The sequence below is a fragment of the Tenacibaculum xiamenense genome, from assembly GCF_964513065.1.
Classification (GTDB): domain Bacteria; phylum Bacteroidota; class Bacteroidia; order Flavobacteriales; family Flavobacteriaceae; genus Polaribacter; species Polaribacter xiamenense.
Genome location: NZ_CAZEQU010000033.1, coordinates 156,927 through 169,304, shown reverse-complemented (window position 1 = coordinate 169,304; position 12,378 = coordinate 156,927). Strand labels below are relative to the sequence as shown.

The following is a 12,378-nucleotide window of genomic DNA, read 5'->3' as shown; positions in this document are numbered from 1 at the left end:
CTTTTTACAAAAAACTAACGTGTTACCGTTCCAGAAATAGCAGCTACTGGTCCTGCTCCCATAATTAAAGTTTCATGGTGATTTGCATTTGATGGAACCATATGAGCTAAGGGTTTTAGAGTAAAAGGGGATGGACTATTGTCTGGATCCGGTTCAACTGAAATCACGATAGTTGATCCTTTTAAATCGGTTGGGAAGGTTAGTCCCATAGGGGCGTTTTGGATAAAATCTTCTCCTGGATATCCTGGGCCATTATTAACATCTCCTTTAAAAGTTGATGTTGTCGCATTATCATCGGCTGAATCTACAGCTGTAAATGTACCCGTACTTACAGGAGTTCCGTTCATTACGGCCCATCCTTCATATTTCCATCCAGCTGAAAGTGTTGGTAATGTCAAACCAGTGGCAGGAGTTCCACTTGTTAAATCTAAAAACCATACTCCGCTGAATTCGTTGTTATCATCTCCATCTGTTGGAGTTGCCAAAATATATTTTCCTGCTGAATTAGAAAAGTCGCCTACAATTCCAGTTGATGATACACTTGCTGAATTGCTTGAAAAGTCTCCAGCTAAAATTTTGGTAGCTGCTGGAGCAGGGTCAGGATCATTGGCTGGCTCAATTGATAAAACGAATTTTGTAGCCGAAGCCAATGCATTTGATTCTACTGGAAAAGAAGTTTGCGATAGGTTTCCTGAATCGTCTACAGTAAATACACCTGTAGAAACTGGAGCATCATTTACGATAACCCATCCTTCGTATTTATAATCTGAACCAAGATTTTCTAAACCGCTAATATCTAGGGTTAAATTTCTTGTAGTTGGCACCGTGTTGTTGTCATCGTCATCACTACAAGAAGTAAATGTAACTGCTGCTATGGCTAAAAAGCCTAAGAATAATTTCCTCATTGTTTTTGTATTAATATTATATAAAAACAAATTTATTCCAGACTATTTTAATAAAATGTCAGCTAGCTTACACTTATGCTATTTTTTTTAAAATTCTTAGCTCTTTTCTATTAAAATCAATAATACTCTCTTGCTTTAACTCATTCATAAGTGCATTTAAAGTTGGACGAGATGTACCAATTAAAGTAGCTATATCTTTTTGGGTATACGGATGATTTACAACTTGATCGCCCGTTTTTTCACATTCATACCCATAATCTTCACAAAGTTCATTAAAAAACTCTAATAAACGCGTTTTGGTATCTTTAAATAATAATAACTGCAGCCTACGCTCTAATCTTTTTATACGAATACCAATAAACTTATATATTTTAAAGCTAATAGAAGCATTATCTCGCATTAACGAGTACATGGTATCCTTCGAAACGGGGCAAATTAAAGTAGAGTTGTCTATTGATTGTGCAAATTCATTTCTCTTTTCTACTCCCAAAATAGCCTTTTCACCAAACATTTCTCCTTTTGTAAGAATTGCTTTAATAATTTCTTTTCCATCTTCTGTATAATATCCTATTTTAACCTTACCACTGTCAATCAAATAAATTTTATTTGCAGCATCTTCCTCAAAATAAATGTAATCACTCTTTCTATAATTGTTGAATGTATGCTCTTTCTTATATGCAGGATATTTATGAGGGCAAAGTATCTTAAATAGGTTTATATTTTCAAAGTACCAAAAGGTGTTCATAATTCATAGTTTAACTCAATAAATGAGATTAGAATACAACGATATTTATCAATAGGTTTCTCAAAAGATTTCTTGATGCATCCACGAAAAACTCTAGAAGTGAATCGATTTAGTTCAACTATCAATATTAGTCTAAGATAAGGGAAAATCATTACAAAAAAAAACTCTGACTTTCATCAGAGTTTTCTATTTTATTAAATTTGAAGTTTTTATACATTTTGCTTCTTTATTAAATTCAATGCAGATCCTTCCTTGAACCACTCAATTTGTCCATCATTATAGGTATGATTAGCAACAATGGTGTCTTTAGAACTATCTTTATGAATTACCTCTATTGTTAATGCTTTTCCAGGTGAAAATTCATTTAAATCTAAGAAGTTAAAAGTATCATCCTCTTGTATTAAATCGTAGTCATTTTCATTGGCAAATGTTAACCCGAGCATCCCTTGTTTTTTCAAGTTTGTTTCATGTATACGAGCAAAGGATTTTACTAAAACCGCGGCTACACCTAAATGACGAGGTTCCATTGCAGCATGCTCACGAGATGAGCCTTCTCCATAATTGTGATCACCAACAACAATAGTTTTAATTCCTTCTGCTTTATAGTGTCTTTGTACTTTAGGAACAGCATCATATTCTCCTGTTAATTGGTTTTTCACAAAGTTAGTTTTCCTATTATAAGCATTCACTGCTCCAATCAGCATATTGTTGGAAATATTATCTAAATGCCCTCTATAACGTAACCATGGCCCTGCCATAGAAATATGGTCTGTGGTACATTTTCCGTAAGCCTTTATCAATAACTTCGCTCCTTCAATTTTGTCACCTAAAGGAGTAAAAGGAGTTAATAATTCTAAACGTTCTGAGTTTGGATCAACCACAACTTCAACACCACTTCCATCCTCGATGGGTTCAATATATCCAGCGTCTTCAACTGCAAAACCTTTAGATGGTAGCTCCCATCCTGTTGGTTCTTCTAACTTTACTTTCTCACCATTTTCATTGATTAAAGTATCTGTGATAGGATTAAAATCTAAACGACCAGATATTGCAATTGCTGCCACCATTTCTGGAGAGGCTACAAATGCATGTGTGTTTGGATTCCCATCAGCTCTTTTGGCAAAGTTTCTATTAAATGAATGTACAATACTATTTTTAGGTGCATTTTTAGGATCTTCATAACGTCCCCATTGCCCAATACAAGGTCCACATGCATTGGTAAAGATTTTTGCATTTAAATCCTCAAAAACCTTTAGAATCCCATCTCTTTCAGCGGTAAAACGTACCTGTTCAGATCCAGGATTAATTCCGAATTCTGCCTTTGTTTTTAACCCTTTATCTATCGCTTGTTGGGCAATGGAAGCTGCTCGAGATAAATCTTCGTAAGAAGAATTGGTACATGATCCGATTAATCCCCATTCCACTTGCAAAGGCCAATCATTAGCTTTGGCTTTTTCATTCATATCTCCTCCTACCTCAGTTGCTAAGTCTGGAGTAAAAGGCCCATTTAAATGAGGTTTTAACTCATCCAAATTAATTTCTATTACTTGATCGAAATATTGTTCTGGGTTTTCATAGACTTCAGGATCTGCGGTTAAGTAATCTTTTATTTCATTGGCTGCATCAGCAACATCACTTCTTTCTGTAGCCCTTAAATAACGCTCCATTGATTCATCATAACCAAATGTAGAGGTAGTAGCGCCAATCTCGGCCCCCATATTACAAATAGTTCCTTTTCCTGTACAAGACATTGATTTTGCTCCATCACCAAAATACTCAACAATAGCTCCTGTTCCACCTTTTACAGTTAAAATTCCTGCTACTTTCAAAATAACATCTTTTGGAGCAGTCCATCCCGATAACTTACCAGTCAATTTAACGCCAATTAGTTTTGGAAACTTTAATTCCCAAGGCATACCTGCCATCACATCAACAGCATCGGCACCACCAACACCAATAGCTACCATGCCTAAACCACCGGCATTCACTGTATGAGAATCGGTACCAATCATCATTCCTCCTGGAAAGGCATAATTTTCTAAAACTACCTGATGGATAATTCCAGCACCTGGTTTCCAAAAACCTATTCCATATTTGTTTGATACAGATTCTAAAAAATTAAATACTTCATTACTGTTGTTTAAAGCCGTTTGTAAATCTTTTGTCGCACCGACTTTTGCCTGGATTAAATGATCACAGTGAACCGTTGTTGGAACTGCCACTTTATTTTTACCAGCCTGCATAAATTGAAGTAAAGCCATTTGAGCTGTGGCATCTTGACATGCGATACGATCTGGTGCAAAATCTACATAATCTTTCCCTCTAACAAAAGCTTTATCAGTTTTTACATCCCAAAGATGGGCATACAAGATTTTTTCAGCCAAAGTAAGAGGTTTCCCTGTTATTTTTTTAGCAGCTTCTACTCTTTCAGGAAATTTAGAATAGATTTCCTTTATCATTTCAATATCGAAAGCCATATTAATTTTATTATTTTTTGTTACTGTTACGAATTTAGCAAAAAACAACCTAAAAAACTTGTAATTCCTAATTATAAAAGTTATATCACTATCGACTAAAATTATGGTAAAGAATTATTAGTCCCTCCCAATTTACAAGACCAAGTAGGTATAAATAATAAGCTATCAAAAGGCTTATTGTTTTTCAGCTATAATGCTAATTGCTTTTAAAGAAGATTGATATTTTCTAAAAATTTTACGCATTGCTAGAATTCGTTTTCGCTCTTTTGGGTGTGTTAATATGTTTAATACAATTCTTATAGTTCTCATGAGCCCTTCATCGTCTATAACTCTTTTAGGTTCTAAAAGATGCATCTCATTCGATTCTATTTTAATAATTTTAAAACCTTGTTCCTTCAATAAATGGCACCACTCGTCTATAGTTAAAGGCCTTGCATTTACCTTTATTACTTGAGCCAATTCTCGTTGTATTTTGGCTTTCTTTTCTTTCGAAATGTCATTAGGACTTAAAGCCAATTCATGAATTCCATACAGACCTCCTGATTTAAGTATTCGGTGAGCTTCTTTTATTATTTCAGATTTTTTATGGTCAGCTTGCATGGTTAACATTGCTTCTCCATAAACTTTACTATTCGTCTCATCTTTTAAATTAGACTTAGCTGCACTTCCTACAACTATTCTTCTACCTTTTCCATTTAACGTCTTGCGAAGTATATGAGCCGCGTCTTCATTAATTTCGATCCCTGTATAAGCTTTTGGATTTGATTTTAATGCTATTGATGCAGTATATCCTAAACCAGGCGCAAACTCTACTACATAATCCTCAGAATTTATATTTAAATTGTTAATCAGTTTTTTTGTAAGTTCTTTTCCTCCAGGACGTAATACTTTTTTCCCCATTTTGGCAAGAATCCAATGCCCTTGCTTATCATTAATTCTTGTATTTGCCATTTTTAAAATTTAGCTTTTCAATACTTTCTCTACTCTATCTACATTATCGTGTTTGGTCAATGTTAATCGTATAATACTGTTTTCATTCGCTTTTAAATCATGCGGTACATTACTTTCTAATGCTATTAAATCTCCTTTTGATAAGACTACAATATCACTTGGTATACCAAAATCTATAGTTCCTTCTAAAATTTCTAAAACTATAGGATATAAGGTTTTGTGCTCTTTCATTACAGTTCCTTTTTCCATTGCAATTCTAATTTCTTTGGTAAAGTCAGTATCAAGTAATACAGTTATAATAGGTTTCTTATTGCTGTATGTTATGTCTTTAAAAATATTTGCTATTTTCATTTGATTTGTTTTTACTATGGTTATTGTTTTATATATGATTTCCAAGAGAGTGTTGAGTCGTATTTGGTTTTATAAAGACTTTCTAAATTTTCTGACCAAGTAAGAGATAGTTGAACAGAATCTTTAGGTTTTAAGTTTTTAAAGAACACTTGTAAATATTCATTTTGATATTTACCAACCCATCTGCGTTCTCCTGAATAAAAACTTATTTTATGTACTTTTTTTTTTGTTAAAAGTTAGAATGGAATCACTTATAGAAATATTATTATCTGTAGTAATGAAATTACCAGAAAAAGGCAATACATCTCTGCTATCATTTCCATTTAATGAATACACATTCCAACCATGATCATCAGTAGTATTGGCCGTAGGTAAATTGAAATTTAAAGCTTCCTTTAGTCCTCCTGTCTTACATTTACGCTTATAAATAGTTAAAGTACTATCAGTTTTCTCTTTGAAAAACAATACATATACGATGCCATCATCATCTTCTCCAATCCATTTACCATTAAGTGATTCATAAGATATTTTTTTCATAACATAATTAGTGGAGTAAACTCTTCCTGTCATTTTATATTTAATACTATCAGGATATAAAATATGAGTTGAAATCTGTTCCGTTCCCATCAAATCAAAGGCCCATTGGTAACTTCCTTTGTAAAGGAAAGAATCTTCTTTAAGTTGATCTTTCAGAATATTTTTTTCCTCACTACTGGTTTTATGAATACAAGAAAAAAATAGCAGTACAGTAATTAAAATATAAATTATCCTCATTCATCTGTTATTTAGAATAATTCAAAATTACAAACTTTAATACACCTGTTATATGACCGAAATCATAAACCAAAGAGTTGATATTATTTCTTACAACACTTTACATTACTTGGTAAAAAGCAAAAAAGCCTGAGTTTTAATAACTCAGGCTTTGAAATATATAAGTAATATATTTTAGCTTACTAATTTTTGTTGTGATGGCTTGAACTTTGTCAATACAATTCCTTTTACGGCAGCTTGGTACTCTTCTAATGTTGGTGTTCTACCTAAAATTGAAGATAATACAACCACAGGAGTCGATGACAATAAAGATTCTCCTTTTTTCTCATTTGAATCTCTTACAACACGACCTTGGAATAAACGAGTTGAAGTTGCCATTACAGTATCTCCTGGTTCAGCTTTTTCCTGGTTCCCCATACAAAGGTTACATCCTGGACGCTCTAAATATAGTACATTTTCATACTTTGTACGTGCTGCCCCTTTTGGTGCATCATCATCAAATACAAAACCTGAATATTTAGCCAATACTTCCCAGTCTCCTTCTGCTTTTAACTCATCTACAATGTTATATGTTGGAGGTGCCACAACCAATGGTGCATTAAATTTAACTTCACCTTGTTGAGCTTCAATATTCTTTAGCATTTGAGCTAAAATCTTCATATCTCCTTTGTGAATCATACAAGATCCAACAAATCCTAAATCAACTTTCTTAGTTCCTTCATAAAATGATAATGGTTGAATATTATCATGCGTATAACGTTTAGAAACATCTTCGTTATTTACATCTGGATCAGCAATCATTGGCTCAACAATCTTGTCTAAGTCAATTACAACTTCAGCATAATATTTTGCATCGGCATCTGGTCTTAAAGCTGATCTACTTCCTGACTCTAATTCAGCAATACGATTGTTAGCTTTATCTACTAAACCTTGTAACACTTGCTTTTCATTATCCATTCCTTTATCGATCATAATTTGAATACGATCTCTAGAAATTACTAATGACTCAATTAAGGTTTCATCTTCTGAAATACAAATAGAAGCTTTTGCTTTCATTTCTGCAGTCCAGTCAGTAAATGTAAATGCTTGATCAGAAGTTAATGTACCAATGTGAACTTCGATAATTCTACCTTGGAAAACATTCTCTCCTTCAAACTGATCTAACATCTGTTGTTGTGTAGCGTGAACCACATCACGGAAATCCATATAAGGAACCATATCTCCTTTGAAAGTTACTTTAACTGACTCAGGAATTGGCATTGTTGCTTCACCCGTTGCTAAAGCTAAAGCTACTGTTCCAGAATCCGCTCCAAAAGCAACTCCTTTTGCCATTCTTGTATGTGAATCTCCACCAATGATAACATCCCAATCATCAACAGCAATGTCATTTAACACTTTGTGGATTACATCGGTCATTGCATGGTACACTCCTTTCGGATCACGACCAGTAATTAAACCAAAGTCATTCATAAACTTCATTAATCTTGGAATGTTAGCTTTAGACTTATCATCCCAAACAGAAGCTGTGTGACATCCTGATTGATATCCAGCATCCACAATCGGTGAAATTACAGTAGCTGCCATCATTTCTAACTCTTGAGAAGTCATTAATCCCGTAGTATCTTGAGATCCTACAATGTTTACTTCAACACGAGTGTTTGAACCTGCATGCAATGTAACTCCTGGAGTGTTTCCTACAGCATTTCTATTGAAAATTTTCTCTACTGCTGTTAATCCTTGACCTTCAATAGATATTTCTTTAGAAGGAGCATATACTTGAGGAACATCAATTCCTAATACTTTACAAGCAAATGTTTGTAATTTTTTTCCGAATACTACAGCATAAGAACCTCCTGCCTTGATGAACTCCATTTTTTGAGGAGTTAATGCAGTTGAAATATCTTTAAGTTCTTTATCTCCGCTATATAATTTCTTTTCTTTAGTATTAATTGTAAGAACTGTTCCTGTTTTTACAGAATAAACTTCTTTTAAAATTGGATCTCCTTCTTCATCGACGATAGTATTTCCATTCTCGTCTTTTTGCTTCACCCAGTTCTTTAAATCGATTCCAATTCCTCCAGTTACACCAACTGTTGTTAAGAAGATTGGAGCAATTCCATTTGTACCGGCAATTACTGGTGCAATATTGATAAATGGTACATAAGGACTTGAAGAAACACCTGTCCATAATGCCACATTATTAACACCTGACATACGAGAAGAACCAACTCCCATTGTTCCTTTCTCGGCAATTAACATTACACGTTTATCTGGATGTTGTTCTTTTAAAGCAAGAACTTCTTTTTGCATGTCTTTATTATGCTCAAAAATAGATTGTCCATGTAATTCACGATCAGATCTTGAATGAGCATCTGCTCCTGGAGATAATAAATCTGTTGAAATATCACCAACTCCAGCCACATAAGTAACTACTTCTATTTCTTCTTGTACTTCTGGTAATTTTGTAAAGAACTCAGCTTGTGCATAGCTTTCAATTATTTCTTTTGCTAAAGCATTTCCTTCTTTCATTGCATTTTCTAAACGCTCAGTATCTGCTTCATATAAAAATACTTGAGTTTTTAAAACCTTTGCAGCAGCTTCTGCAATCTCTACATTGTTACCTAAAGCCAAATCTAATAACACTTCAACAGAAGGCCCACCTTTCATATGTGATAATTGCTCAAAAGCAAATTCAGGTGTAATTTCCTTCACTACAGATTCTCCAAGAATAATTTCTTTTAAAAATTTAGATTTTACACCAGCGGCACTTGTTGTACCCGGTAATGTATTATAAATAAAGAAATTAAGAGATTCTTCACGGTATTTGTTGTTTTCATCTTTAATTTGAGCGATGATTTCACTTAATAATTCAGCTCCATCAATTGGTTTTGGATGAAGTCCTTGAACTTTTCGTGCTTCAATCTCTTTGATATAATCTTCGTAAGTGTTCATAAAAATAGAAGTCTTTTCTTTTAAAGAAAGTAATATGAATTTGATAATTCGCTATACTTTCATAAATTATATTAATGTCCTTTTGAGTTGTTATATTTTGTACAACCTGTCTTTCAACAAAACATTATAAAACCACGTTGTTTAATCGATATTAAGAATTTAAGTGCATATAAAAGCCATGTATATATCTTAATATTGTAAAGAACGTAAGTAATTAATGTTAATTTTTGCTCAGCAAAAATACGATTTTAGCTAGTAATTTGAAAATATACAACAGAATAAGCTTATTAATGATAAATAACCATAAAAAACACATATTAATGGTTTTTTATCAAAAAAAACTTTTATTTACATATTAATTTTAAGAATATAATAATTTGAAAGCTGTTTTTTTATCAACCATTTCTTTATAACAATTCTAAATAAGCACTAAAAATAAAAAGCAGCTCAATAAGCCGGATTCTGTACCTTTTAAAAAAAGGTTCTTATCATTTATCTAGCCTTAACATTACTATTAAAGTCTATCTGCCTACCCCTTAGAATCGTGCGAGCTACACTCAATCTCTAATATACGTGACATTGCACCGCATAGAGTTTACCTGATTTCACTACAGCATTACCTGTACATTCTTTCTGTTGCACTTGTCCTCGGTTTACACCGGACGGATGTTATCCGCTATGCCTGCTCTACGGTGTCCGGACTTTCCTACTTATAAAAGTATAAGTCGATAAGATAGAGCTGCTTATATTTTTAATTCATCTTTATAAAAAAACCCACTCAAAAAAATGAGTGGGAAAATTGCTATGAAAAAGAAAAAGTATCTAGGACGTCTCCTAGACCCTACAAATATAAAGTATTTATTTTGTTTAAAACAAATAAAAAAACACAAAATTTACGATAACGTTATATTTCTTACTTTTTATATTAAATATCACTCAGAACATACAAGTTTTGAAAAAATGATTAATAAAAAAACTGCCTACCAAAACAATGATAGACAGCTATTTACATTTTATTCGATTTTTAAATGTTATGAAAACATATCTTTTACTTTTTCAAAGAAAGATTTATCCGTTTTTTGAGGATTTGGATTAAAATTTTCATCATCTAACATCGATTCAAAGAATTTACGTTGATCCTTAGTTAACTCTTGGGGAGTCCATACATTTACATGAATAAGGAAATCACCTGTTCCATAATGCTCTATACTTGGCAATCCTTTTCCTTTTAAACGTAATATTTTTCCTGACTGAGTACCAGGTTCAATCTTAATTTTAACTTTTCCCGTTACAGTTTCTATTTCTTTAGAAACTCCTAAAACAGCTTCTGAATAGCTTACATACAAATCGTAATGTATATTACTACCTTCTCTTTTTAAATTTTCATGCTGTACTTCCTCTATAACTACAAGTAAATCTCCTGGAATTGAGTTTTTACCTGGTGCCTCATTTCCTTTACCTCCAACTTTCAGCTGAACTCCCTCTGAAACTCCTTCAGGAATATTGATTGAAACTGTTTCTTCTTTAACAATCATTCCTTGCGCATCCGCTCCATTAGGTTTTCTATCAAGTATCTCACCTGCTCCATGGCATGTACCACAGGTTGTAGCTGTTTGCATTCTTCCTAAAATGGTATTGGTAACACGCATTTGCTGCCCCGATCCATTACAGGTACTACACGTTTTATAACTTACACCATCGGCTTTAACCTTTCTTCTTACTTTAACCTTCTTCTCTACTCCCTTTGCAATTTCTTCTAAAGTAAGTTTTACTCGTATTCTAAGATTGCTACCTTTAACTCGGGCTTGACGCTGTCCACCACCGCCAAATCCACCGAATCCACCTCCGAAGGCACCTCCAAAAATATCGCCGAATTGACTGAATATATCATCCATATTCATTCCTCCTCCGCCAAATCCTTGACCTCCTTCAAAAGCAGCATGACCATATTGATCGTAACGAGCTTTTTTATTTTCATCACTTAAAATTTCATAAGCTTCAGCCGCTAATTTGAATTTTTCTTCAGCCTCCTTATTATCAGGATTCTTATCAGGGTGGTACTTAATTGCCATTTTCCTGTAAGCCTTTTTAATTTCTCCTTGAGAAGCTGATTTTGAAATCCCTAAAATCTCGTAATAATCTTGTTTTGCCATATAATTTCAATTGACAATTAAAAACTAATAATACTTTTACTAGTTATTAATTATTATTCATTTTTTAAGCCTGCCCTATAACTACTTTCGGGTGACGAATTATTTTATCTCCAAGTTTGTATCCTTTTTCTACACAATCAATGATTTTTCCTTTTAAATCATCAGTTGGCGCTGGTATTTGGGTTATGGCATCATGAATTTCAGAATCGAAATCATCTCCAGCTTTCACCTCCATTTCGGCAAGACCTTTTTGTGTTAAAGTATTTTTTAACTTGTTATTAATTAACTCCATTCCTTTTAAAAGTTCAGAGTCTTCACTTTTCTTAATTTCTGCCAACCCTCTATCAAAATCGTCCATAATTGGCAGTAAAGCTGTCATTAATTCCTGACTTGCCGTTTTAAAAAGCTCAATACGTTCCTTAGTTGTACGTTTTTTATAATTTTCGAACTCAGCAAAAAGTCGTAAATACTTATCTTTTTCAGCTTGTAAAAGTTCTTCATTTGAAGGCTCTTCCTTCTTACTTTCTTCTTCTTTTACTCCTTCTTTATCTTGAATATCAACACCTTCACCTTCTTTTTGTTCAAGTTCAGTATTTTCTAAAGCATCTTTAATTTCGTCTTCTTTGGTATATTGATCTTTACTCATTGTAAATCTTTTCTTTATTTTTTCCAATTATGTTAAGCAAGAATACTGCCATTGGTTTAATTATGCCATATTGACACAAGTTTTTAGAGTACTATTTTAACATTGAATTTTTAGTTTTTGCATTTTTTTAACATATTCATTTCATATTTTAGAAGCTGTTAACCAAATATTAATATAAATACGACTAATTATGAAAAAAAACTTTTTAACCATTCCTGGAGTATCAGTTTTATCTAAGCAAGAGCAGAAAAATGTATCTGGAGGAATTGGCATTGATTTAAGCAAATGTGGTTGTGATTGTGCCGCAAGAGTAACTGGGCCTAAGTATTGTTCATTTTATATGGCATGTCCAGATGTGTACACTTGTAATGATGAAATTTAAGAAAACATCATAACTATTAACCAGATTAGATTAAACATGAAG

At 33.0% G+C, this 12,378-nt stretch carries 10 protein-coding genes and 1 other RNA gene; 1 reads left to right on the top strand and 10 read right to left on the bottom strand.

Annotated features, from left to right (window positions below; genetic code table 11):
* Positions 1 to 14: 14 nt before the first annotated feature.
* The 10 genes from ACKTTV_RS11850 to ACKTTV_RS11805 all read right to left on the bottom strand — a co-directional run bounded on the left by ACKTTV_RS11850 (position 15) and on the right by ACKTTV_RS11805 (position 11,954).
* Entirely contained in the window at positions 15 to 905 is an 891-nt protein-coding gene (locus ACKTTV_RS11850) for a hypothetical protein (protein WP_408031049.1), read from the bottom strand.
* 73 nt (positions 906 to 978) lie between these two features.
* The gene (locus ACKTTV_RS11845; protein WP_408031048.1) at positions 979 to 1,650 is read right to left on the bottom strand and encodes a Crp/Fnr family transcriptional regulator; all 672 of its coding nucleotides are present in this window, start codon (positions 1,648 to 1,650) and stop codon (positions 979 to 981) included.
* A gap of 209 nt (positions 1,651 to 1,859) precedes the next feature.
* Positions 1,860 to 4,127 carry an aconitate hydratase gene (locus tag ACKTTV_RS11840; RefSeq protein ID WP_408031047.1) on the bottom strand — a complete coding sequence of 756 codons (2,268 nt, stop codon included), beginning with the start codon at positions 4,125 to 4,127 and terminating at the stop codon, positions 1,860 to 1,862.
* 174 nt (positions 4,128 to 4,301) lie between these two features.
* On the bottom strand, positions 4,302 to 5,078 hold the full coding sequence (locus ACKTTV_RS11835; RefSeq protein WP_408031046.1) for a class I SAM-dependent methyltransferase: 777 nt from the start codon (positions 5,076 to 5,078) through the stop codon (positions 4,302 to 4,304).
* 9 nt (positions 5,079 to 5,087) lie between these two features.
* On the bottom strand, positions 5,088 to 5,429 hold the full coding sequence (locus ACKTTV_RS11830) for a cupin domain-containing protein (RefSeq protein WP_408031045.1): 342 nt from the start codon (positions 5,427 to 5,429) through the stop codon (positions 5,088 to 5,090).
* Positions 5,430 to 5,639: 210 nt separating this feature from the next.
* Positions 5,640 to 6,203: a hypothetical protein gene (locus tag ACKTTV_RS11825; RefSeq protein ID WP_408031044.1), complete on the bottom strand. Its 564-nt coding sequence runs from the start codon at positions 6,201 to 6,203 to the stop codon at positions 5,640 to 5,642.
* A gap of 174 nt (positions 6,204 to 6,377) precedes the next feature.
* Positions 6,378 to 9,155: a bifunctional aconitate hydratase 2/2-methylisocitrate dehydratase gene (locus tag ACKTTV_RS11820; protein WP_408031043.1), complete on the bottom strand. Its 2,778-nt coding sequence runs from the start codon at positions 9,153 to 9,155 to the stop codon at positions 6,378 to 6,380.
* A gap of 435 nt (positions 9,156 to 9,590) precedes the next feature.
* An RNA gene (rnpB, locus tag ACKTTV_RS11815) (RNase P RNA component class A) lies at positions 9,591 to 9,901 on the bottom strand.
* Positions 9,902 to 10,186: 285 nt separating this feature from the next.
* The gene (gene dnaJ / locus ACKTTV_RS11810) at positions 10,187 to 11,308 is read right to left on the bottom strand and encodes a molecular chaperone DnaJ (RefSeq protein WP_408031042.1); all 1,122 of its coding nucleotides are present in this window, start codon (positions 11,306 to 11,308) and stop codon (positions 10,187 to 10,189) included.
* 64 nt (positions 11,309 to 11,372) lie between these two features.
* Entirely contained in the window at positions 11,373 to 11,954 is a 582-nt protein-coding gene (locus ACKTTV_RS11805; protein ID WP_408031041.1) for a nucleotide exchange factor GrpE, read from the bottom strand.
* Positions 11,955 to 12,144: 190 nt separating this feature from the next.
* Here ACKTTV_RS11805 and ACKTTV_RS11800 point away from each other — a divergent pair, with 190 nt between their 5' ends.
* Positions 12,145 to 12,336 (top strand): hypothetical protein, encoded by a 192-nt coding sequence (locus ACKTTV_RS11800; protein WP_408031040.1) that lies wholly within the window; start codon positions 12,145 to 12,147, stop codon positions 12,334 to 12,336.
* Positions 12,337 to 12,378: the final 42 nt, after the last annotated feature.